The organism is Pseudomonas fuscovaginae SE-1 (assembly GCF_000364705.1).
GTDB classification, from domain to species: domain Bacteria; phylum Pseudomonadota; class Gammaproteobacteria; order Pseudomonadales; family Pseudomonadaceae; genus Aquipseudomonas; species Aquipseudomonas fuscovaginae_A.
Map to the genome: position 1 here is coordinate 1 of NZ_AQOH01000225.1, position 23,534 is coordinate 23,534.

Annotated in this window: 21 protein-coding genes and 2 pseudogenes; 14 read left to right on the forward strand and 9 right to left on the reverse strand. The window is 60.3% G+C overall.

Features of this window, described 5'->3' with window-relative positions; translation table 11 throughout:
- Positions 1–44 precede the first annotated feature (44 nt).
- Positions 45–389: pseudogene (locus K675_RS31035) on the forward strand (ATP phosphoribosyltransferase regulatory subunit); the annotation flags it as partial.
- A gap of 75 nt (positions 390–464) precedes the next feature.
- Here the strand turns inward: K675_RS31035 and K675_RS0119235 are convergent.
- The 3 genes from K675_RS0119235 to ptrR form a co-directional block, all read right to left on the reverse strand.
- Positions 465–761: a DUF3144 domain-containing protein gene (locus tag K675_RS0119235; protein ID WP_017905109.1), complete on the reverse strand. Its 297-nt coding sequence runs from the start codon at positions 759–761 to the stop codon at positions 465–467.
- Positions 762–1,121: 360 nt separating this feature from the next.
- On the reverse strand, positions 1,122–1,937 hold the full coding sequence (dapF, locus tag K675_RS0119240; RefSeq protein ID WP_017905110.1) for a diaminopimelate epimerase: 816 nt from the start codon (positions 1,935–1,937) through the stop codon (positions 1,122–1,124).
- Between the two features lie 57 nt (positions 1,938–1,994).
- Complete coding sequence (gene ptrR / locus K675_RS0119245) at positions 1,995–2,879, reverse strand: putrescine utilization regulator PtrR (protein ID WP_026145352.1); 885 nt, start codon at positions 2,877–2,879, stop codon at positions 1,995–1,997.
- A 103-nt stretch (positions 2,880–2,982) separates the two neighbouring features.
- Between ptrR and K675_RS0119250 the strand changes: the two genes are divergently transcribed.
- Positions 2,983–4,371: an aldehyde dehydrogenase family protein gene (locus K675_RS0119250; RefSeq protein WP_017905112.1), complete on the forward strand. Its 1,389-nt coding sequence runs from the start codon at positions 2,983–2,985 to the stop codon at positions 4,369–4,371.
- Positions 4,372–4,904: 533 nt separating this feature from the next.
- Here K675_RS0119250 and K675_RS0119260 read toward each other — a convergent pair.
- The 3 genes from K675_RS0119260 to metE all read right to left on the reverse strand — a co-directional run bounded on the left by K675_RS0119260 (position 4,905) and on the right by metE (position 9,249).
- Entirely contained in the window at positions 4,905–5,762 is an 858-nt protein-coding gene (locus tag K675_RS0119260) for a DUF4824 family protein (protein ID WP_017905113.1), read from the reverse strand.
- On the reverse strand, positions 5,759–6,826 hold the full coding sequence (locus tag K675_RS0119265) for a DUF2157 domain-containing protein (RefSeq protein ID WP_017905114.1): 1,068 nt from the start codon (positions 6,824–6,826) through the stop codon (positions 5,759–5,761). Before K675_RS0119265 ends, K675_RS0119260 begins: the two co-directional genes overlap by 4 nt.
- Before the next feature lie 134 nt (positions 6,827–6,960).
- Entirely contained in the window at positions 6,961–9,249 is a 2,289-nt protein-coding gene (gene metE / locus K675_RS0119270; protein ID WP_017905115.1) for a 5-methyltetrahydropteroyltriglutamate--homocysteine S-methyltransferase, read from the reverse strand.
- 270 nt (positions 9,250–9,519) lie between these two features.
- On the opposite strand from metE, the pseudogene K675_RS0119275 reads away from it, so the two are divergent.
- A pseudogene (locus K675_RS0119275) lies at positions 9,520–9,789 on the forward strand (TonB-dependent siderophore receptor); the annotation flags it as partial.
- Between the two features lie 11 nt (positions 9,790–9,800).
- Here the strand turns inward: K675_RS0119275 and K675_RS0119280 are convergent.
- Positions 9,801–10,424 carry a glutathione S-transferase family protein gene (locus K675_RS0119280; RefSeq protein ID WP_017905117.1) on the reverse strand — a complete coding sequence of 208 codons (624 nt, stop codon included), beginning with the start codon at positions 10,422–10,424 and terminating at the stop codon, positions 9,801–9,803.
- 566 nt (positions 10,425–10,990) lie between these two features.
- Here K675_RS0119280 and K675_RS0119285 point away from each other — a divergent pair.
- Complete coding sequence (locus K675_RS0119285) at positions 10,991–11,770, forward strand: PhzF family phenazine biosynthesis protein (protein WP_017905118.1); 780 nt, start codon at positions 10,991–10,993, stop codon at positions 11,768–11,770.
- Between the two features lie 96 nt (positions 11,771–11,866).
- Here the strand turns inward: K675_RS0119285 and K675_RS31040 are convergent, their stop codons facing one another.
- Positions 11,867–12,580, reverse strand: coding sequence for an autoinducer binding domain-containing protein (locus K675_RS31040; RefSeq protein ID WP_037006859.1), 714 nt, complete (start codon positions 12,578–12,580; stop codon positions 11,867–11,869).
- A gap of 86 nt (positions 12,581–12,666) precedes the next feature.
- Between K675_RS31040 and K675_RS32440 the strand changes: the two genes are divergently transcribed.
- From K675_RS32440 to K675_RS0119330, 9 genes are all read left to right on the forward strand, one after another.
- A complete protein-coding gene (locus K675_RS32440; protein ID WP_232434451.1) occupies positions 12,667–13,095 on the forward strand; it encodes a DUF4902 domain-containing protein in 429 nt (142 codons plus the stop codon).
- A 174-nt stretch (positions 13,096–13,269) separates the two neighbouring features.
- The gene (locus tag K675_RS0119295; RefSeq protein ID WP_017905120.1) at positions 13,270–13,848 is read left to right on the forward strand and encodes an acyl-homoserine-lactone synthase; all 579 of its coding nucleotides are present in this window, start codon (positions 13,270–13,272) and stop codon (positions 13,846–13,848) included.
- A 46-nt stretch (positions 13,849–13,894) separates the two neighbouring features.
- Entirely contained in the window at positions 13,895–14,671 is a 777-nt protein-coding gene (locus tag K675_RS0119300; protein ID WP_017905121.1) for a sterol desaturase family protein, read from the forward strand.
- Between the two features lie 5 nt (positions 14,672–14,676).
- Positions 14,677–15,852: a hypothetical protein gene (locus K675_RS0119305; RefSeq protein WP_017905122.1), complete on the forward strand. Its 1,176-nt coding sequence runs from the start codon at positions 14,677–14,679 to the stop codon at positions 15,850–15,852.
- Positions 15,853–15,874: 22 nt separating this feature from the next.
- A complete protein-coding gene (locus K675_RS0119310) occupies positions 15,875–17,134 on the forward strand; it encodes a hypothetical protein (RefSeq protein ID WP_017905123.1) in 1,260 nt (419 codons plus the stop codon).
- Between the two features lie 24 nt (positions 17,135–17,158).
- Positions 17,159–17,779, forward strand: coding sequence for a 2OG-Fe(II) oxygenase (locus tag K675_RS0119315; protein ID WP_017905124.1), 621 nt, complete (start codon positions 17,159–17,161; stop codon positions 17,777–17,779).
- Positions 17,780–17,806: 27 nt separating this feature from the next.
- Entirely contained in the window at positions 17,807–20,224 is a 2,418-nt protein-coding gene (locus K675_RS31045) for a penicillin acylase family protein (protein WP_017905125.1), read from the forward strand.
- 13 nt (positions 20,225–20,237) lie between these two features.
- Entirely contained in the window at positions 20,238–20,972 is a 735-nt protein-coding gene (locus tag K675_RS0119325; protein WP_017905126.1) for a hypothetical protein, read from the forward strand.
- 3 nt (positions 20,973–20,975) lie between these two features.
- Complete coding sequence (locus K675_RS0119330; protein WP_017905127.1) at positions 20,976–21,377, forward strand: hypothetical protein; 402 nt, start codon at positions 20,976–20,978, stop codon at positions 21,375–21,377.
- Here K675_RS0119330 and K675_RS0119335 read toward each other — a convergent pair.
- Positions 21,370–22,278 carry a LysR family transcriptional regulator gene (locus K675_RS0119335; RefSeq protein ID WP_017905128.1) on the reverse strand — a complete coding sequence of 303 codons (909 nt, stop codon included), beginning with the start codon at positions 22,276–22,278 and terminating at the stop codon, positions 21,370–21,372. The genes K675_RS0119330 and K675_RS0119335 overlap by 8 nt on opposite strands.
- 149 nt (positions 22,279–22,427) lie before the next feature.
- On the opposite strand from K675_RS0119335, the gene K675_RS0119340 reads away from it, so the two are divergent.
- Positions 22,428–23,447: an alpha/beta hydrolase gene (locus K675_RS0119340; protein ID WP_017905129.1), complete on the forward strand. Its 1,020-nt coding sequence runs from the start codon at positions 22,428–22,430 to the stop codon at positions 23,445–23,447.
- Positions 23,448–23,534: the final 87 nt, after the last annotated feature.

Below are 23,534 nucleotides of genomic sequence, written 5' to 3' on the forward strand. Positions count from 1 at the left end.
CAAATGAAGGGTTAAGTGGGTCAGTTTTAAGTCGGCGTTGACACTATGCCGCACGCTGCTATCGGTATGAACGACCGCAGGCAGGCCGCTATCGTGAATTCACTCAGTTGGGTCTGGAAATCCTTGGTCCGAACCCCGCAGAAGCATTGCGACGCAGTCAGAACCTCTGCACGGACTTTCTTGATTCACTGAACCTTGAGTATGAGCTCAACCTCGCAGTGAAACGCGGCCTGAGTTACTACCTGGGGGGCAACGGCTTCGAGGTGCGCTGCCCGGTGCTGGGGGCGCAGCAGCAAGTAGTCGGTGGCGGTGCCTACCGAGAAGGTGCCGGTTTCGGTATCGGACTGGAACGGCTGGCGTTGGCCCTGGAGGCGACTCGTAGTCGTTAACGATCAGCCATGTGATTGCTGATCATTTCCGGTGGAACGGAAGACCCAAGGGCCTGCTCAGGAAAACCCGCGCACTCAGCTCTGCTGAGTGCCCATGTACAGGTCGAAGTGCCTGATGTGGTCGTCGAGGTTGTCCTCGAGCATCAAGCGATACTGCTCGCAGAAATACTTGAGCATCGCCTCCCGCGCCTGGGCCATCTCCTCGCCGGACTTGAAGTTGCGCGCACTGACCCAGGCATTGAAGCGGGTGGTGCCGAACATCATCGAAGCGTTGACCTTGCCGAAGTTCTCGACCTGCTTGAGCTGCTCGTTGGACAGATTGATGTGCTCGTCCGCACGGTCATAGAAGGATTCATCGATGATTTCTGACATGACTGGTTGTCTCTGAATGAAAGCGGCCCATGGGAGCGCCTTTCCCGGCGCTTGTCCAGTGGCCTGTACGATGAATGGAATACTCAGACCCGGGTCCAGGGCTTTGCCATGAGGAGTCGTGGCAGGGCTACGGCGAGCAATGACAACGCAGCCTGGCGAAGCCATGGGCCCGGAGTCGGGTAAGCGAATTGGCCGCCCAGGCCACTAGGCTCTGTCTGAAAAATCTTGATACTCGGTGATGCTGCGTTGAAAACCGCCTCGGAATGCTCATTTACTCCAGTAAAGTCGGGCGCGACCCCGGCCGTTCCTCGGCGGTTTTCGCCTGGCCTGGCCTTCGTCTCAAGACTTTTCAGACAAAGCCTAGTCCCGCAGAAAATGTCCGGCAATCGTGCCCTGCAAAACCATCTCGACCTGCCCGCTGAGGATCACCCCGCCACGCCCATCCCACCTCACCCGCACCGTGCCACCGTCGCATTGCACCTCGACACTTTCGTCCAGCAGGCCACGACGAATACCGCCGACCACCGCGCCGCAGCAACACGAGCCCGAGCCCTGCGCGATGCCGGCACCCCGTTCCCAGATACGCAGGCGGATACGGCCACGGTCGATGACCTGAACGAAGTGCACGTTGGTCCTGTTCGGAAACAGCGGATCGGTTTCGATCCTCGGCCCCAACTCGGCCACATCGACCGCGGCGATGTCTTCGACAAAGAAGGTGCAATGGGGATTGCCCATGCTGCAGGCCACCGGGCTGCCGGCGATTGGCAGGGCCAGGGTGTCCATGGCCTCGGCCAGCGGCACCTCCTGCCAGGCCAGCGAAGGCTTGCCCATGTCCACCGAAATCGCTCCGCCCTCCTCGCGTACGCAGGTCAGCAGCCCACGCTTGCTCCTGAGCAGCACCGACGAGGTGCCCGCCTCGCGCATCAGCGTATCGGCCACGCCCCGGGTGGCACTGCCGCAGGTGTCGAGAGAGGAACCATCGGGGTTCCAGAACACCACGCGAGCCGCTGCATCCTCGCAGTCGAGCAGCACCGCCAACTGGTTGAAACCGATGCCGCGGTGGCGGTCGCCCAGGCGCCGGGCCACCTTGCTGGTGATCGGGTCTGCCTGGCCACGGCGGTCGATGATGACGAAGTCATCGCCATGGGCATGCATCTTCACAAAACTGAGGGTCATGCGCGCTCCTGTCGGTACTTGGCAAACGTCAAGCATAAGGGGGTGGCGAGCCGGCCGTCACGCTGCCGGACTACGGTTGGCCGAGCCCTGCTCCTCCAGCAGTTGCACGAACACCGACAAGTTCTGTGACACGGTGCCCCGCCGCCAGATCAGCCAGGTCTTCAGAAAGCGGAAGTCCGGCGACATCGGCCAGACACTGACGGTGCTGCAGCCCGGCATGCTTTCGAGCATGCTGCGCGGCATCATCGCCAGACCCGCGCCGGCGCTGACGCAGGCCAGCATGCCGTGGTACGACTCCATCTCGAAGATCTTGCCGGGTACCGCCGCATCGTGGCTGAACCAGCTCTCGAAGTGATGACGGTACGAGCAGTTGGCCCGAAAGGCGTAGATGCTTTCGCCATTCACATCGCCCCCCCGGGTGATCGGCGCATGCTGCAGGGGCGCGATGATCACCATCTCTTCATCGAACACCGGCACCCCTTCCAGAGTCGGGTGCAGGATCGGCCCATCGACGAATGCCGCCACCAGCCGCCCGGACAGCACACCTTCGATCATGGTACCGGAGGGACCGGTGGACAGGTCCAGTTCGACCTTGGCGTATTGCTGGTTGTAGGCCGCCAGCAGCGCGGGGATGCGCACCGCCGCCGTGCTCTCCAGCGAGCCGAGAGCGAACGGGCCCTGGGGTTCTTCCCCGGACACCGTCAGCCGTGCTTGCGCCACCAGGTCGAGAATGCGCCGCGCATAGTCAAGAAAGCTCCAACCCGCCGGAGAAAGGCGCAGGCGACTCTTTTCGCGGATGAACAGTTCCACCCCGAGGTCCTGCTCCAACTGCTTGATACGGGTGGTGAGGTTCGACGGCACCCGATGAATGAGTTGCGCCGCTGCGCTGATGCTGCCCTGCTCGGCAACGGTCTTGAAGATTTCCAGCTGAACCAGATCCACGCCATTCTCCAATCATGAATGATTTACTCAATATTATTCAGTTTCCATAAAAACAACAGCCCCGTAATCTGGCGCCATACCCCACCCAGCAGGACGGTGCCTGATGACTGTGTCGAACCAGACCCACGCGATTTCGATCAACCCCTTCAATGGCCAGCAGATCGGCCACTACGCCTATGAGTCCGCCGAACAACTCGACGCAGCGCTGGCTCGCGCCGCCAAGGGCTACGCCGGCTGGCGCCGGACCCGCGTCGCCCAGCGTGCGCAACGGATGGTCGCTCTGGCCGGGGCCCTGCGTGACAACGCCAGCCGAATGGCCGAAATGATCAGCCTGGAAATGGGCAAGCCGATCACCCAGGCCCGTGGCGAAATCGAGAAATGCGCCCAGCTCTGCGAGTGGTACGCCGAGCAGGGTCCGGCCATGCTCGCGCCCGAGCCGACCCAGGTGAACAACGGCAGCGCCCGTATCGAGTACCGCCCACTGGGACCGATCCTGGCGGTGATGCCGTGGAACTTCCCGGTCTGGCAGGTGCTGCGCGGCACGGTGCCGACCCTGCTGGCCGGCAACACCTACGTGCTCAAGCACGCCCCGAACGTGATGGGCAGCGCCTACCTGCTGCTCGATGCGTTCAAACGCGCCGGTTTCCCGGAGGGCGTCTTCGAGGTGATCAACGTCACCCCGGACGGTGTCTCCAGAGCCATCGCCGACCCGCGCATTGCCGCCGTGACCCTGACCGGCAGCGTGCGCGCCGGCACCGCCATCGGCTCGCAGGCCGGTGCGGCGCTGAAGAAATGCGTACTGGAACTGGGCGGCTCCGACCCTTTCATCGTGCTCAATGACGCCGACCTCGACGCGGCGGTCCAGGCCGCCGTGATCGGTCGCTACCAGAACACCGGGCAGGTCTGCGCGGCAGCCAAGCGCCTGATCGTCGAGCAAGGGGTGGTCGAGGAGTTCACCCGCAAGTTCGTCGAAGCCACCCGAAAACTGGCGGTGGGCGACCCGCTGTCGGCCGACACCTATATCGGCCCGATGGCCCGTTTCGACCTGCGCGACGAGCTGGACCAGCAGGTCCAGGCGACCCTGGCCGAAGGCGCGACCCTGCTGCTGGGCGGCAGGAAGGCCGAAGGCGACGGTAACTTCTACGAGCCTACCGTACTGGGCGGTGTCACCGACCGGATGACCTCGTTCAAGCAGGAGCTGTTCGGCCCGGTGGCGTCGATCATCACCGCCCGTGACGCCCGTCATGCCGTGGAGTTGGCCAACGACAGCGAGTTCGGCCTGACCTCGACTGTCTACACCGCCAACGTCGACCTGGCACAGCAGATGGCCGATCAGCTGGAAACCGGTGGTGTGTTCATCAACGGCTACAGCGCCTCGGACCCACGCGTGGCCTTCGGCGGCGTGAAGAAGAGCGGCTTTGGTCGCGAACTGTCGCACTTCGGCGTGCGCGAGTTCTGCAATGCCCAGACCGTCTGGCTGGATCGCAACTGAGCCGCGCCGGCCTCACGGGCACCCCCTGTGGCGAGCGGGCTTGCCCGCGCTCGGCTGCACCGCAGCCGCAAAACCAGCCGCTTCGGTCTTTCTGATAGGCCGAGGCGGCTGGTTATGGGGGCGCTTGGCACCCCAGCGCGGGCAAGCCCGTTCGCCACAGGTGCCGTCCCCCCAAAAACACCATCTGATCCGTATTTTTCTTCACCACCTGAATCTGTATCGGGATCAGATTTCCTCCGACAATAAGTCACCGCCCGGCGTCCCGGGTCGCGTTCGAGGGGAGAGTTCGATATGACTGGATTTTCGCTGCACCGCAATTCCTTGGCTCAGGAGGCCTGAAATCATGGGCAAGATGGCAATTTTCCTTGGCGGTTTCCTGCTACTGACCATCGCGATCGGCTTGCTGGGCACCATCTCGCCGACCTGACGGCGGACGATGATGCTCCCCGGGCCTCGTATGGGCCGCCCCCCGGGGAGCGTCGCGGGTCAATCCGGGGCAGTGCTCCCGATCCTCGAAACAACCGGCCCCTTCACTACGGATGAGGGGGCGACTGCGTTGTTGTCAGTTCGACGATCCACGGCTCGAACCGTTGCCCGAAGGCCACCGTCGCATTGAAGCCGAAAGCGTCACTTTCCCGGTCCTCGTAGCGTTGTCCCTTGATCTGTTGCCGTATGGGCCCAAGCTTTTTGCTGAAAGCCGCAGGCACGTTGATCTTTTGCGCATCGACCTCGGTGACCCGCCCCGTCAGCAGCCGTGGCCGGCTCTCGGTGCTGTCGAGCACCAAAGGCTCGATCCTGCCGGGGATGATCAGGTATTGACGGGTATCCGGGTACTTCGCCCGCAAGGCCTGGGCATCCCGACCCGCATCGATCAGGAACAGGCGACTGTTGCCATTCAATTCGAAGGCCAGCGACCGGCTGGCTGCCTCCAGGGTGTTTTTCGAGACACCTTTCTGCGCTTCCCGCGCCTCGTATGCCCGAGCCTTTTCGAGGGCTCGCCGATAGGCAGGGCCATTGAACTCGAAAGCCAGGAATACCGGCCGGGAAAACCGTTTGGTGTCGCGGCTGCTCCTGTACTGCGTCTCGTAGGGTTTGGAGACATCGAAACCCAGGCTCGCCAGCTTGTCCTTGTCCAGCCAGAGGGTTACATCGCCCGGGTCGGAATAGGCGTTCTCGTAGGGGTGCAAACCCCGTAGGCGCAAGTTCAGCGACAGGCCGCTGTTGTCAGCATCCTGGCCGTAGGGCAACTGCAGCTCGCGCTGGGACAGATTCAATTGCGCCTGGGGTGTTCCACCACGGTTATGGGCCACTCCCGACAGTACGACAGCATGAGTCACCAGAATCAGCGCCACGCCGAAAAACAGGGAGTGTCTGTTGCTCCAGACCATCATTGGACACCTCCGGCCTGCGGCGCCCTCAGTTTCTTGAGCACGACCAGCACCAGTACAGCCGCCAGGCCAACCAGGAAGAAGAACAGGTACTTGGGCAAGATCTCCCACCACCAGTCATAGAATCTGGTGAACAGCAAGATCACGAAGAAGGTCACGCCGGTGTTGACCACCTCCGACCAATGCCAACGTACGCCGAGCCAGATCGCAGCGGCGCTGAGCAGGAAACCCGCCACCTGATAGCCCTGTTCAATCCGCTTGGGATCGAACGCCAGATAGCTGCCCTCTCCCCAATTGGCCAGGACTAGCACCGGCACCAGCAGGGCCAGGAGCGCGGACACCCGGTAGGTCATGGCGAAGCCGGGGAAGCGCTTGTGCGGCATGAAGCGCGAGGCCAGAGCGAGCAACACGGCGGCCGGAAAGAAGTTCTCCGGACTTTCGCCCAGGTCCAGCCAGTACATCCCCGACCAGGTCCCCACCCGCGCGGCGACAAAGCCGGCCAGGCAGAGAATCGCCGCCAACAACAGCAGGCGCAGGTTGCAGCGGTAGGCAAGCAACAGGGCGAACATGCCCCAGGCGACGAAGGCCTTGTCGGACGGGGTGATGTTGAAGATCTGCCCCAGCATGCTGATATCGAGAACGAAGCAGGCAAACGCCACCAGGGCCGCCAGCTTGGTGAAATAGCCGGTGCTGTCGCGCCCCTGCAGCCACATCGTGGCGATGAAGGTCACCAGCGGCGCCAGCAGCAACGTGGTGACCTGGGCCACGGTCGAGAACGTGCCCCAGAAACGATAGAAGAGAAAGAACACGCTCGCCGCCAGGGCCAGCGCACCGAGAAACGAGGCGATGCGCATGCCCATCGACAGCTGCCGGGACCCGGTGGTCAGGTCGATATCGAAGGCATCGCGGTAGCTGGCGAGCAGAGTCTGGTGATGACGGGCCAGCGCACGCTGCTGTTCGGCGCGGAGTCGCAGCACGCCTTCGCGTTCGAGCCGGTCCAATTCCAGCTGGAACACGCGTATATCATCGGCGCGCTGCTGGGCTTCTGTCTGGGTCAGTACATTCATCGGGCAATCCATTGACCGGGGGCGAGTCCGAAAGAGCGCTCGCCTCCCCGGGTGTGAATGCTATGCCCAAGCCCTCTTCTGTGCGACCCATTTGTACAGTTGATGCCGTTGACGGGTACGCGGCTGTGCGGCCCTCAGGCCAGTTCGGCACGCAGTTGGCGGGCTGCGCTGACCATGTTCACCAGCGCCGCTTCGGTCTCCGGCCAGCCGCGGGTTTTCAGGCCGCAGTCCGGGTTGACCCACAGGCGCTCGACAGGAATCCGCCGGGCCGCCTTGCGCAACAGGTTGGCCATCTCGGTGGCATCCGGCACCCGTGGCGAGTGGATGTCGTAGACCCCCGGTCCGATTTCGTTCGGGTAGGCGAACGCTTCGAAGGCCTCCAGCAACTCCATGTCCGAACGCGAAGTCTCGATGGTGATGACGTCGGCATCCATCGCCGCGATGGACTCGATCACATCGTTGAACTCGCTGTAGCACATGTGGGTGTGGATCTGGGTTTCGTCACGCACGCCCGAGGCGCACAGGCGGAAGGCCTCGGTGGCCCAGTCGAGGTAGTGCTGCCACTGGGCCTGGCGCAGTGGCAGGCCTTCGCGGAAGGCGGCTTCGTCGATCTGCACGATGCGGATGCCGGCCGCCTCTAGGTCCACCACCTCGTCACGGATCGCCAAGGCCAGTTGGCGGGCCTGCACCTCGCGGGTCACGTCTTCACGCGGGAACGACCACATCAGCATCGTCACCGGCCCGGTCAGCATGCCCTTCATCACCTTGTCGGTGAGCCCCTGGGCGTACCTGATCCACTCCACGGTCATGGCTTGCGGACGGCTCAGGTCACCGAAGATCACCGCCGGCTTCACGCAGCGCGAACCATAGCTCTGCACCCAGCCGAAACGGGTGAATGCGTAGCCATCCAGTTGCTCGGCGAAGTACTCGACCATGTCGTTGCGCTCGGCCTCACCGTGCACCAGCACGTCCAGCCCAAGGTTTTCCTGGATCTGCACGGCATGGCGGATCTCGCTGTGCATCGCCTCGATGTAGTCGGACTCGGTCAACCTGCCCTGCCTGAACGACTGGCGGGCCAGGCGAATCGCGGCGGTCTGCGGGAAGGAGCCGATGGTGGTGGTCGGGAACAACGGCAGCTTGAGCCCGGCACGCTGTTTCTCGATCCGATTGGCAAACGGCGACTGGCGCTGGCTGTCCCTGGCCGTGATGGCCGCCACGCGAGCCTGCACCGCTGGCTTGTGAATGCGTGGCGATGCCGCGCGGCTGGCCTGTACGGCCCGGCTTTCAGCCAGGGCCTGCCGCACCTCGGCCACGCGCGGTTCGCGCACGGCACGCGCCAGCACCGCCACCTCTTCACACTTCTGCACGGCAAAGGCCAGCCAGCTCTTGAGTTCGGTATCGAGCTTGTCTTCACGCGCCAGATCGACCGGGCTGTGCAGCAGCGAGCAGGATGGCGCCACCCACAGGCGGTCGCCTAAACGCTCATGAGCATGCTGCAGCACGGCCAGGACCTTTTCCAGATCGCAACGCCAGACATTCCGGCCATTGACCACGCCCAGAGACAGGACCTTGTAGGCCGGCAGGCGGTCGAGAATGGTCGGGTACTGGTCGGGCGCCCGAACCAGGTCGATGTGCAAGCCATCGACCGGCAGATTGGCCGCCAGGCCGAGGTTCTCTTCCAGGCCGCCGAAGTAGGTGGCCACCAGTTTCTTCAGCGGATCACGCTGAATCAGGTTGTAGGCGCGCTCGAAGGCATTCTTCCACTCTTGCGGCAGGTCGAGGGCCAGGATCGGCTCGTCGATCTGCACCCACTCCACACCCTGCTCGGCCAGGCGCTGGAAGATCTGGCCGTACAGCGGCAGCAGGCGATCCAGCAGGTCGAGCCTGTCGAACTCTTCCCCCTTGGCCTTGCCCAGCCACAGATAGGTCAGCGGGCCAATCACCACCGGCTTGACCGGATGGCCCAGGGCACGGGCTTCGGCCACCTCTTCGAACAATTGCTCCCAACCCAGCTGGAACGGCTGGTCGACGCTGAACTCCGGGACCAGGTAGTGGTAGTTGGTGTCGAACCACTTGGTCATTTCCTGGGCGTGGGCACCGCCACAGCAGTTGTCGCTGACACCACGCGCCATGCCGAACAGGGTCTGCAGGGTAGCCTTGCCATCGTGGGGGCGGAAACGCTCGGGGATCACGCCGAACATCAGCGAGTGGGTCAGCACCTGGTCGTACCAGGCGAAATCGCCGACTGGCAGCAGTTCGATACCGGCGTTCTTCTGCAGGTCCCAATGGACCTTGCGCAGCTCGGCACCGACGGCGCGCAGGCCGGCCTCATTGAGTTCACCCTTCCAGAAGGCTTCCTGTGCCTTCTTCAGTTCGCGATCGCGGCCAATGCGCGGAAATCCAAGGGAATGGGCCAAAGCCATGACAAAAACTCCTGTGTGTTGATGGGAGCCATTGTCGGTATTCGATACCTATTGAGACAAACTCATTTTAATCTTGATGATCACCAGTTTTATTCATGTTTCATCCGGACTTCCCGAAAACCGTACGGCCCATCCTGGATAGCACCGACAGCGTGCCCAGAGCCCATCGCCATAAAGACGCCTCGGTCTCCATCGTTCTGTAGGATGGCGCGCTTTTGTCGTCCGGATCGTGCCGACAGCGCCTCGGTCGCCGGTTTCGACAGTGCTCCGCTGCGCGACAGCCTGTCCGGCGACTACGCCCTGCCCTGGCTCGATGGCCTGGCGCTGCTCGGCGGGGTCGAAACCGGCGCCTACGCGATCTTCAACGTCGGCAGCCGCTACAGCACCCGTATCGACGGTTACGACACGGTGTTCCGGCTGACCGTGAACAACCTGTTCGACAAGCGCTACTGACGCGATGTCGGCGAGTACATGGGCGACGACTACCTGTTCCAGGGCGCACCGCTGACGGCGCGCTTGAGTGCCTCAGTCAATTTTTGAAGACATGAGGCTCAGGGCGTGCCGTTGCGGCCATGCAGGCGGAAACCGGCACGTTGGCTCAGGCGTTCGTAATAGGCACTGACCGCGGGGAAGTCCGGGTGCTCCAGAGGGGTTTCGAACCAGCGGTTCACCGACAACCCGATCGGGATATCCGCCAGGGTGAACTCGTGGCCGCTGACATACGCGCCCGTCGTATCGAGCTGCCGATCCAGGATCGCCAGGTGCCTGGACCACTGCCGGCAACCTTCCGCCAGCGCTTGCGGGTCCTGATGGGCGGCACTTTTGCGGACCAGCGCCATGAAGGCATAGCCCCAGGACTTGTTGAAGTCGGTGGCCTGCCAGTCCATCCACTGATCGACCCGGGCACGGGCCCTGGCCTCTGCCGGATACAGGTGCAAGGCGTTGGCCCGGTTCGCCAGGTACCGGATGATGGTGTTCGATTCCCACAACACGAAACCGTCGTCATCGATCACCGGCACCATCGCATTGGGGTTGAGCGCGGTGAATTCGGCGGTGTCGGTTTCCCTGAAGCCCGCGCCCCAGTCCTGCCGTTCGAAAGGGATCTGCAACTCGGCACAGGTCCAGAGCACCTTGCGCACATTGATCGATGAAGCCTTACCCAGGATTTTCAGCATCTCATCTCCTTATGATCGGGGAACACGCGTTCCATTGGTGTCGATATTGCCTGCGCCAGGGCGAAACATTAAACGAGAGCGATCATTCAACTCAAGATTTGTTTAAAAGTGTTGCCTGGAACTCGTCGAAAGTCTATTTTGTTGGCTCTGCGCAGGATTCTCACGTAGTCCTCCCACTCAAATTCAAACACCAACTCAAAGAAAGCTCAGACCTGCCATCTTATTCATCTCCGAACTCCACTGCTCGGTGGACCAGCCCTGCCCGAAAGGACAGGTATACAAGGCTGGATGCTTGGTTTTAAATCCAACGCAATGTAACCGCCGACACTCATCAGGCTGTGTACGAAATTGTTTGAAATACAGGATAGGCAATGCAAAGAGCGGCGAGGAACGTCCGCGGTCGCGCCCGCCTTGACTGGCTGTCAATGAGCATCCCGAGCCGTTTTCAACGCCACACAACCAAGTTTCATGCAATTTCGTACATAGCCTGAGCATGCGCACAACCAACTAGTAGCCAGCGGCACTTACTTTCCCATAAGCAACAACCCATGACAGGAGTTCGATCAATGCAGCTCGCTATCTTTCAAGTTGATGCCTTTGCTTCCCAGGCCTTTGCCGGCAACCCTGCGGCTGTTTGTCCGCTGGATCACTGGCTGGCCGATGAACAACTACAGGCCATTGCCGCGGAAAACAATCTTTCCGAAACCGCCTACTTCGTCAGGCAAGGCGATCTTTATGAACTGCGCTGGTTTACCCCGCTGGTCGAAGTTGAGTTGTGCGGGCATGCGACATTGGCGGCTGCCTGGGTCATCCTCAACAAGCTGGGCGTCGATGCGCAAGTCCTGCGGTTTTCGACCCGTAGCGGAGAACTGCGGGTTCGTCGCTCCGGTAGCGGGCTGACCATGGATTTCCCGGCGAAAACCGCCAAGCCCTGCCCCCCCCCAGCGGATCTGCTGCCCGCACTGGGCCTGGATTCGGCGGACGTCTACGCCACGGACGACTTCATTGTCGTGGTGCCTGACGAAAAGATCGTGGCAAAGCTGAAACCCGACTTCGCCCGTCTGAAGGGCCTGCCATTGCGGGGTGTCGCCGTGACAGCCCAAGGTAGCGAGTTCGATTTCGTCTCGCGCTGGTTCGGCCCGAATGTCGGGGTCAACGAAGATCCGGTCACGGGATCGGCTCACACTTCGCTGATGCCGTACTGGGCAGGTGTATTGGATAAACCGGTACTGACGGCACAACAAGGCGGACTGCGCAAAGGCCAGTTGCGCTGCGAGATGGCTGGCGACCGTGTGCTGATAACCGGCGAATCGGTGTTGTACATGGTTGGCGAAATCAGCCTCTAAGGGACTGCAGCCTGGACTGCGCTTGGGAAATACGCGGGTGTACTTCCCAAGCAATCGATCTGGATTCCCCGCCAGAGATTCAGTTACGGCGCTTGATCAATGAAGCATGCCCAGGGCATAGGCTTTCATCGCCGCTTCCACCTTGTTGCTGGAGTGCAGCTTGCGCATGGCATTGACCAGGTGGAACTTCACCGTTCTTTCGTCAATGGACAAGATCTGCCCGGTTTCCGAATAGGTCTTGCCCGTTGCCGACCACTTCAGGGTTTCCACTTCCCTGGCCGTGAGGGACGCACCAATTTCGGGGATATAGCTGGGTGCAATGAAGTCGAGCATGGTGGAATGTGCAATATGGGCGATCCAGACCAGCTTGGCTTCCTTCTCGTTGAACTCCAATGGACTGATCGGGCTGGCTGACCTGACCAGAGAGAGCATGCCGATGGTGTCGTGCTTCGCCCGCGATGGCGTGCACCAGCCATGGACCAGCCGATAATGCCTGGCATCCTCCCAGAAATGACGATGTTCGGTAAATGCTTCAGCGGACCAGCAAAGTGGTCGATGCTCGGTCAGGCCATGTTTCACCGTCGGATCGATACCGAAGTAATTGTTATCTATATAAGTACTCTCCCACGCTGGAGAGTAATTGGATGACAAGTGAAATTTCGGACTGGAAATAGGTAATGGAAAACGAATCCCCAACGAGTACTGGTCAAACTCGAAAGAGCGAATGACCAACTCAAGCAATGCCAGGAATTCTTCTTTTGTTTTCGCCTCGGCAAACAGCGAAAGATAGTGTTCACGCCAATCGGACATAGGTATTCACCATTAGTGAGGGTGCAAGGGATAGTCCCGACTCCAATATTCTGAAGTTTGGATGCCAGGACGGGCGGGGAATCTATTTGAAAAAACAAAACCAACAATCAAGCAGAGTAATTCAGATGCAATCGCTAGCCCCAGACCAGCTGGTACGCCTGTCTTATCCGGAGTTGATTGGCTTGTCATTCCAGCCTTGTCTGGCCTGGATCGACACTAGCCTGACTGCCGAATTAAAAGAATTCGGACTGCCTGTTGCCTATGCTGGATACAGTGAGTGGGAGTGCCAGGACTCCGCACCAAAACTGAGCATTAGTTGGAATTGGTTCAAGGAAGCTTTTTCTGGAAAAGTCCTTATAGCACCGGGTGGAATCAGTTGCAACATGATGTTACGTTCACCCCGTGGTTATGATCTAGGAAGCGATATGACACAACAACTGCTCTTTATCTGGATATCCAGACAAGGGCTGCAGTGCCGGCTGCCGGCCAGCTTAATAATCGAGTTCGACAGTTGATCCTGATCATGCCGGCGCAACATCCAATGATGCACTGTATTGGCCTGCAGAAAATATGACAGCACCTTAAAGAGGCAGCGAAGATGGCACTTTAGAAGCTGCCCTTTTGGGCAGCTATTCTTTTGCGCAGCCATGACTTCTAATTCGCGGAACTGGATTGGAAGCTGGTGCGGAATGCTGAATATAATAAATGGAACAGCGCGACAACTCCCTTCCGAGCTCATCGCCGGGCTCGGGTTATTTCGCTACAGAATCTTCGTCGAGAAAATGGGTTGGCCTCTAAAATGCGAGGAAGGCCTGGAGTCCGACGAGTTCGATGGCGAAGACACCTACTATGTTATCGCTCGAGACAACCACGGCAATGTGTGCGGCTGCGCCCGCATGCTGTCGACGAGCAGAAACTATCTTCTTGAGCAGATTTTCCCAGGTTTGATGGGCGACATACCGCTACCCAAGTCAAACGACATCTGGGAACTTTCCCGCTTTGCCGTCAATTCATCAGGCGGCGACGCCTCGACAGCCGACCATTGGTTGGATACATGCCGATTGGTCAAGCAGGTCGTTAGGGTCGCACAAGACCATGGCGTCAGGCGCCTCATCGCCTTTTCCGCTGTCGGCAACGAACGCTTGCTCAGAAGAATGGGAGCGGATGTGCACCGTGTGTCCAGCGCCCAGTTGATTGATGGAAAACCCGTAGTTGCGTTCTGGATCGAGATTAACGAGAAAACGATAAAAGCCTTGTCTGCTTATTAAGCGGGACGCTGGATGACTATATAAAACCTAGATTAAAGGACTAACCATGATTCTCTATCTGATAGGCGTGGCCCTGGCAGTACTGGTTCTCGAACACATCATTCCAGGATGGAAGTTGCCCAAGGTCAGTACCTGGTTCTTCAGGTCCATGACGCTCAACATCATTCAGATCGCGGTGGCACTGCTGGCCGGGGTCTCATGGAACAAATGGATGCAGGGCCACAGCCTGTTCCATATTTCCGAAAACCTCAGCCCGCTCGCGGCAGGTTTCGTCGCGTACTTCATCAATACCTTCGTGACCTACTGGTGGCACCGCTGGCGTCACGCCAACAACACCCTGTGGCGCCTGTTCCACCAGATTCACCATGCCCCGCAGCGAATCGAGGTCTTCACCTCGTTCTACAAGCACCCCACGGAAATGGTCTTCAACTCGATGCTGGGCAGCGCCGTGGCCTACGTGCTGCTGGGCATCAGTGTCGAGGCCGGTGCCTTCTACGTGATGTTCGCGGCACTGGGCGAGATGTTCTATCACGCCAACATCCGCACCCCGCACTGGCTCGGCTACTTCTTCCAGCGCCCGGAAATGCACAGGGTCCATCACCAGCGTGATCGCCACGAGTGCAACTACAGCGACTTTCCGATCTGGGACATGCTGTTCGGCACCTTCGAGAACCCCAAGGAAAACTTCGCTCCCCAGGGTTTTTCCGACAACAAGGAAAACCGTTTCCTCGACATGCTGCTGTTCAAGGATGTTCATGAAGCGCCGGCAGTCATGAAAACACCTGAAAGTGCCAACCAAGAGCCACTGGTCAAACGCGGGTAATTGATATGTTCTTGAATATTGATTCACGCCTGAGTCGCGACCTGTTGAAGTGCATCAATTCCGGAATTCCCCATGACGCATTGAATGTGCCCAAGGAGCCGGAGTTCCTTCCGAGAAGGATCGAGGCCCTGCGCAACCAGTACACCGAGCTGCGCAAGTCCTTCGGCAACAAGACACTGCCGGTGAGCAACTACCTGTTCTACATGATGCTCAAGGACAAGTATTCAGAGTTCGACTTCGAGCTGCCGAAGAATTCCAAGGCACGGGTGCTGACCAATATCCATGTGTTCAAGACCAAGGGGCGCATACCTTCGATAGCAGCGTTGCTGCTGTCTGACGAACATGCCGCCAAGTCTTTCGTGGAACTCAAGTACACGAATGTCGAGCACATCGAACGGTACGGCTCGGCCCTGACGCAGTTGCTGACCGACGGCGGTTTGATGCCGCCGACGCAGACCGCGATGGAAGGCATCGTGGCCCAGATCAACCGCAGCAAGTCACTGGGCCGGCGGTTGACCATCGTCAGCGCGATCTGCCCGGACTATTCCTATGTCACGGATGCCGAAGGCAAGCCCCGGTATACCTTTACCCATGTGGGGGCCAAGCCCGGATTGGCGGGAGACAAGCTGCTCAAGGTGGACGGCGCCCTGGCCGAGTTCGCGGGCGCGGTGGGTGTGCCCCTGGAGCACAAGCTGTTCGGCGGCGAGTTCGAGTACATCTCGTTCAACCGGAACGCGAATTCGGCCAGCGCCCGCGATGAATTTCTCGACAAGGTCTATCAGCAATTATCGACCATCGGCAATCAACTAACCGCACCGGCAGTCACCGGTTCGTTTTTTGAACTTTGCGGTGATGAACAGGGTTGGCATGAGCGCCATCAGGCCATTCTGCAGCGGCTGCGCTCGGGGGACTATGGCCAGACCGGCCTGGATCACGGGCAGATGGAGGAGATCTTCGAATCCAGGCGCCCCCTGTATTCGAAGTGGTTCGTCGGCCAGAGTGACGAAATCATCTGGAACAACTTCCTCTCGCAAGCCGCTGAATATGCCCTGATGGGCGGAATATTCCTGGAGGCCTATCAGGACTTCGTGGTCCTGGCTGTCGACCATTACAAGATGGAACCCTTCTATTCCTTCTTCGGCCCGGTCGCTGTCTTGTATGTGAAAACGGATTATCTATAGGCGATGTAGGGATACTGCCAATATGAAACAGGAACTCTTCAGTACACGCTACACGAAATACGGGCATGGTATCGATGTCCGCGCGACCTACGGGCACTTGCCACTCCAGGCCTTCTGGACCTGGGTGACGGGCAAGTCCGGCAACAAGAATCCACCGAAAGGCCCCAAGGAAACGCTGTTGAAACCCTGGCAACTGTTTCTGCAGATCAGCTGGGGGTACGCAGTGTTCATCGCCGCGGTTCTGCTCGGCAACGAACTGTTGCAAGCGGATCTTCACTGGGCGACCAAACTGCTGCTGTCGATTCCCATGATCTGCATGGTGGTCAACCGTCAGCGGGGACTTCTGCATACCTTCCACTACACCATCCATGGTGCCGGTATCGCCAACAGGCGGCTGGCCAAGTTTGTCTGCAAGTGGGTGCTGTCGATGCCCATCGTGCATACCCCGTGGAACAACTACATGAAACTTCATGTCAGTGAACACCACAGCGTCAATACCTTTTGCACGGACAAGGATGTCGACCTGCAGTTCATGGCCGCCCATGGTTTCTACAAAGGCATGAGCGAAACCGAGTATTGGACCAAGCTGGTCCTGGCACCGTTTCATCCGATGCGCATCTATGAGCACATCAAGTTCAGGCTCGAGGTCAACTTCGTCAAGACCGACCGACATGAAAAGATCAGCCGCGCGGTCTACTGGGCGTTGCTGCTGACCGGTGTCTACCTGTCCGGCTACATGCTGCCCTTTGCCGTGTTCTATCTGATGCCGATCTTCCTGGTGACGCAGTTCTCGTCCTGGATCCAGCACGTCACCGAACACCTGTGGTTTGCGCAAAACACCCGGGGGTTGCCCAAGTACATCTTCTACGGATCGCTGAGCTGGGGTCGCTTCTTCGGACGCCCCTACCCCGTCAACCACACCGGCTGGGCCTTCACCTGGCGGGTGGTGAAGTGGGGCCTGGCCGTCGTCTTCATCGATATTCCCCTGCGGGTCTTCTCCTTCATGCAGGACCTGCCGAGCCATGACTTTCACCATCGCAACCCCGGGGTGAACTTCTGGAGCATCGCCCCGGAAAGAGCGGCCAACGAATCGCTGGCATCGCGATTCGGCCCGATGACCGAGACCTGGAGCATGACCGAGAGTTTCCTGATCCTGCGCGACCATCTTTGCCGGGATGAAAGCGATCCCTTCGGGATCAGCGCCTGGTACGAAGCCAACAAGCAGCACCTGGAGACAAAGACCGCGCGCAAGGCGTCAGCGGTGGAAGCCGAAGTTCAATAACCACTCATAACGAAGGAACGTGAAATGAACACTGTCGAAGTCGCAAAGAAAGAATTGGCAAACAACGGCTCTTTTTACTCCAAATCCACAGACTTTCTGTACAGCCAGCATGACTGGGAGGCAATCAATGCCATCCTGGCCCACCCGTCGCTGCCATGGGAGCAGGTGTATATCGGTGACGCCGACGAGCTCAACGACCTGACGGTCGCCCGTTTCATGACCGACGTCGAACGGCCGACTCGCGTCAACCAGCCGCTCGCCGATCAGATGATTTCGCTGGTGTGCAACGACAAGTTGCTGAGTTTCGTCTCCCGGCTGCTCGATGGCGACGAGTTCTACATCCGGCGCATGCAGGTCAACAAGATGAAGGACGGCTCCTTCATCGGCAAACACCTGGATATCGATAGCAACCCCGACTACCTGTATTCGATCGTCCTGCAACTGGGCACACACTTCGCCGGTGGCGAGTTCCTGATTTTCAACAAACAGGACGAACAGGTGAATCTGATCCGCCCCGAGTTGCGGTCCCTGGTGATCACCGATTGCTCCTTCCCCCACCAGGTCGAAGCCGTCACCGAGGGTGAACGGGTATCGCTGGTGTTTTTCGTGAGCAAGTACGCAGAGAAGAATCGTCGGGTGGCGTGATTTCACTGGTCCGGGAAGTGGGATGTCATGAAAACATCGGTAAAAATCATACTCTATGGTGTATTCGGCACGTTCGCCGTCGCCATCGCCGGCGTGATGTATGTGTTGCACAACATCACGCTGTCCAATGTGTTCGAGACCGGCGTCATGGCGGTACCCAAGGGTATCTCCGATAAAGGCAGTATCGCCTGGGACGCCAACGCCGTTGCGCACATCAAGGCCGCCAACGAGCGCGATGCGTATTTCCTGCTGGGCTACAGCCATGCCCGTGATCGGTTGTGGCAGATGCAGTTCAGCCGCAACTACGCCAGCGGCACCCTGTCGGAGACCTTCGGCACCTCGACGGTGGAGATGGATAAATTTGCCCGGACGCTGGGCTTCAGGAAAAACGCCGAGTTGATCGTTCAGCAACTCAAGCCGCAGACCCAGGACATCCTGCGCAGCTACAGCGACGGGGTGAATTTCTTCATCGACAAGTTTGGCGATCGTCTGCCGGTCGAGTTTTCCCTGACCCGCTCGCCGGCGCCCCGGCACTGGGAGCCTTCGGACTCCGTGGCACTGCACCTGCTGTTTTCGTGGACCCTGAGCTCCAACCTCGGCATGCAGTTGCAACGCCTGTCGCTGTCGAAAAACCTCAGCGTCGCGCAGATCAACGAGGTGTTCGCCCCCTACCCGGACAGTACGCCGGTCAAGACGCGGGACTATGCCGCACTGTACAAGAACCTGGACGCGGCCGGCACGGGCCTGGCCCTGCTGGACAAGCTGCCACCCTCGAACGTCGAGGGCGTCGGCTCGAACAACTGGGTGATTGCCGGCGACCATACCGTATCGGGCAAGCCGATCCTGGCCAACGATCCGCACCTGCGCCTGACCAACCCGGCGCTGTTCTACCTGGCGGCCCTGGAGACGCCCGACTCGGCGCTGGTGGGAGCCACGTATGCCGGGGCGCCCCTGTTCGTGATCGGACACAACAGGAAGATCGCCTGGGGCTATACCAACACCGGCTCGTCCGTCCAGGATGCGTACCTGGAGAAGCTGAATCCGTCGGACAGCAATCTCTACCTGTCCTCCGACTCGACCTACCAGCCATTCCGCGTGGTGCAGGAGCAGATCAACGTCAAGGGGGCGGCACCGATTACCCTGCCGGTGCGCCACACCCGGCATGGTCCGGTCATCAGCGATATCTACCAGCCCGCGCAGCAGGCCATCGGCGACAGGAAATCCGTGGTCATCGCCCTGGCCTGGACCGGACTGGATCCCAACGACAAAACCTTCGACAGCATCCTGGATATCAACCACGCGCAAGACTGGCCACAGTTCCTGCAGGCCTCGGCCGAGTTCGGCCTGCCGCCGCAGAACATGGTCTATGGGGACACGGCCGGCAACATCGGTTATGTCTCCGCCGGGCGGGTGCCGGTCAAGGCGCAGGACGACGACCTCCTCGGCCAGGGCCCCGCGCCGGGCTGGGAGGCCAAGTACGACTGGACAGGCTATGTACCCGAAGCCGCCAAGCCGAGGCAGTTCAACCCGGCCAGCGGTTACATCGCCACCGCCAACAACCGCATCGTCCCAGACAACTACGCCTTCAACTTCGGCCATGACTGGGTCCTGCCCTATCGCTATGACCGCATCATGACGCTGTTGAAGGCGCGCGCACCGCATACCCTGCAAACCTCCACCGATATCCAGCTCGATCGCTACTCGTCATCCCTGGCCGACCTGCTGCCGAAAATGCTCGCGCCCCTCGACGGCCTGCCATCGCAACCTGCGCAGTTGAGCCTGCTCAAGGACTGGCGGTTCGATTCCGATCCCGACGCGGCTGCGCCATTGATTGCCGCCTATTGGGTGAAGAATCTGACCCAGGCGTTGCTGGAGCCGAAGATTGGCAAGGCGCTGCTGGCCGCCGGCTGGAACCAGCGCAATTACGATGCCTTTCTCAACCTCGTGTTGAGCGGCAAGGCCGACCAGGGCTTCTGGTGTGGGGCGGATGACCATTGCCAGCAGATGCTGCTGAGCTCTCTGAACCTGTCGCTGCAGCAGATCCGCGACCAGTACGGTGCTGACGTCAGCGACTGGAAATGGGGACGCGCGCATACCGCCGTTGGCGAGCATGTGCCCCTGCACAAGAGCCCCATGGCCTGGTTCTTCGACAATCGCAACAACCTGGGTGGCGACAATTTCACGGTAAACGTCGGTCGCTACAACTACAGCGATCCGGCCAACCCGTTCAACACCAACATTGCCGCCACCTTCAGGATGGTGGCCGACCTGTCGAACCTCGACAACTCCCGCTACATCCTGTCCTCCTCCAACACCGGCATCAGATTCAACGGCTATGTGGACATGAACAGGCTCTGGGCACGCGGCGACTACATCAGGATCCAGCCGTCGACACAGGCTTCCGAAAACCATGCACTCAAATTCATTCCAGACAATAAACTCTGAATCAAGGTCGCCTATGAACAGACAGACAAGCAGTACGGATTGGGACCTGGATTACTCGGTTGTCGGCCGTGATTTCCCGGAAAGCTTCAAGGTCAAGATCGTCGAGGACCTCCAACGGGGCATGCCCGAGTACGACGTCAGGCAGTACTTTGGCAACCAGCCCGGTATCTTCGATACCTACGAGCACCTGGCACTGGCCATCGACTCGGAAAGCGAGCGGGTGGTGGGAATCATCGGAGCGAAAAGCCTGCCGTTCGGCTCATCGTCGTTCCTCTACCTGTGGACGGCGATGATCGCCGATGAATACCGCGGGTCGAGCCTGTTCAAGAAGCTCAATCAGTTCTTCCTGAAAAACGTCATTCAGTCCATCGGCCTGCCGCGCCTGATCGTGGCCAAGACCTACAACCCGGTGGTCTACAACATGTTCCGGGTCATGTCGGCGCGGGTCCCGTCGGCCCGTTTCTACCCCGACCTGCGCCTGGAGGTGCAGGATCCCGAGATGTCGGCCCTGGCGCTGGAGATCGTCCGCACACTGTCCAAGGACCTGGTACTGGATGTGAACACCGGGGTCATCCCCGGTGGCCAGAGTTCGGTCGCCCCCAACTTCTTCCCGAAGATGGACATGTCCAGCGATGAGGTGACCAACGCGCACTTCATCCGGTACGTCACCTATTCGGACCAGATTCTCTGTGTGGTGGCACTGCAACCCGACTCGGAGTGGTTCGTCAAAGAAAAGATCATCCGATAGCCCATGGGAGCGAACCAGCGATCCATCCTGCTCTCGGCGCTGCCGGCGGCCATGCTCCATGGCTCGCTGGCGGCGCTCTCCAACGCCGATCACGGCATGGCCGCGATGGGCCTGGCGGCGTCCATTCAAGGGCTGATCAGCTATGGCTCGACGCTGGTCGCGCTCTCGCTGATGTTCAGGCTGGCGCGAATGTGCGTCGGCTGGCCCTTGCGGGTTCGACGCGCGCTGGTGCCACTGGCCGTGGTGAGCCTGTTCAGCAGCCTGTCGGCAGCGATTCACATCAAGGCGGGCACACCCAATGTGCTGTTGACGATCGCGCCCTCATTCCTGATCGGCTGGGCCTACTTCACGACAGTCTATTGGTTCGAGGACTCCAGGCGGCCCTTTCGAACGCGCCCTACGTGAGTGACTGGGGCCTGCCCTCGATACGGTCCAGGCGCTCGCGCAGGAACTCGATGAACGCCTGCACCGGCCGCGAAGCCTGGCGGTGTTGCGGATACACCGCCGACAGCACCAGCGGCTCGGGGCGCAGGTCATTGAGCACCGGGACCAGCCGGCCTTCTTCCAACGCCGAACCGACGATGAAGGTCGGCAGGTAGGTGATCCCCATCCCGGCCATGGCCGCGTCCCTGAGCAGGTCGCCATTGTTGACCCGCATCCGCCCGGTGACGTTGACCACCACCGGCTTGCCCGGCCCGCTGAAGCGCCATTGCACCTGACGGCCGTGACCGTAGGGCAGGCAGTCATGGAAATGCAGGTCGTCAGGCTTGAGCGGCGTGCCACGTTCGGCGAGGTATTCGGGGCTGGCGCAGTACACCCGGTCGATACTGGCGATGCGACGGGCGATCAGCGTCGAGTCCTCCAGCGTGCCGATCCGCAGTGCCAGGTCGTAGCCCTCGCCAAGCAGGTCCACCGGACGGTCGCTGAGATCGACCTCGACGCTGACCTCGCCGTAACGCTGCAGAAATGGTGGCAGCAGGCAGCCCAGATGCGCCAGGGCGAATGACAGCGGAGCACTCAGACGAACGGTGCCACGCGGCTCGGCGGTCTGGCCGGCGATGCCCTGCTCCACCTCTTCGACTTCACCCAACAGGCGCAGGGCCGATTCGTAGTAGCTCTGCCCCAGGGGCGTGACATCCAGCCGCCGGGTCGAGCGATTGAGCAGCCGCACCCCCAGGCGCTCCTCGAGCTGCATCAGGCGTCGGCTGACGAACTGCTTGGACAGGCCCAACTGGTCGGCAGCGGCGGTAAAGCTGCCGGAATCCATGACCTGGCAGAAAATACGCATATCTTCGAACGGGTTCATTGTCACCCCTTGGTTGACAGTAAAACGCTTTATAGCCGCTTTTTCGTGTTCTGGCATCCCATTAATCTGTTCGCACGTTGCAGCGACAGCCACTGAGTCGGTCGCCAAACGCACTTGACGCAGATCAATCAAATCAAAAGGATTTCACCATGAACATCGTACAAAAGACCCTGACCACCACCCTTCTCGCCCTGAGCGTCGGCCAGGCCTTCGCCGCCGGCAGCACCGGCGTCGAGCACAACACCCAGGCGTTCCTTGATGCCCTCGCCGCCGGCGGTGGCGGTCCCCTGGAGCAACTGAGCCCACGCGACGCCCGCGCGGTCCTGACCGGCGCGCAGGCCTCGGTGAAGGTCGACCTCTCGGGTATCGAAGTCAGCGAGCGTTCGATCCAGGTCAACGGTCAACCGGTCACCCTGAAAATCGTCCGTCCGGCCAAGGTCAAGGGCCCGCTGCCAGCCTTCATGTTCTTCCACGGCGGCGGCTGGGTACTGGGTGATTTCCCGACTCACCAGCGCCTGATCCGCGACCTGGTGGTCGACTCCGGTGCGGTGGCGGTCTACGTCGACTACACACCGTCGCCGGAAGCGCATTACCCGACCGCGATCAACCAGGCCTACGGCGCGACCGCATGGGTTGCCGAGCACGGCAAGGACATCGGCGTCGACAGCCAGCGCCTGGCGGTGGCCGGCAACAGCGTCGGCGGCAACATGGCGGCGGTCGTGGCGCTGATGGCCAAGGAACGCAAGACCCCGCAACTGCGCTTCCAGTTGCTGCTGTGGCCGGTGACCGACGCCAGCTTCGAGACACCGTCGTACCAGCAGTTCGCCGAGGGGCACTTCCTGACCAAGGGCATGATGAAGTGGTTCTGGGACAACTACACCACCGACAGCGTCGAGCGCGCACAGATTCACGCCTCGCCTCTGCGGGCCAGCACCGAACAGCTTCGCGGCCTGCCGCCAGCGCTGGTGCAGACCGCCGAATTCGACGTGCTGCGTGACGAAGGCGAAGCCTATGCCCGTCACCTGGACGCGGCGGGTGTGCCGGTGACCAGCGTGCGCTACAACGGCATGATTCACGACTTCGGCCTGCTCAACCCGCTGAACGGCATTCCTGAAGTGAAAGCGGCGATGCGCCAGGCAGCCCTGGAACTCAAGACCCACCTGAAGTAAGGACACAGACGAAAAACGAGCGGTCAAGGATGACCCTTCCCATGCAGAAAAACCCGCCGCAACGAGAAACTCGTTGCGGCGGGGGTT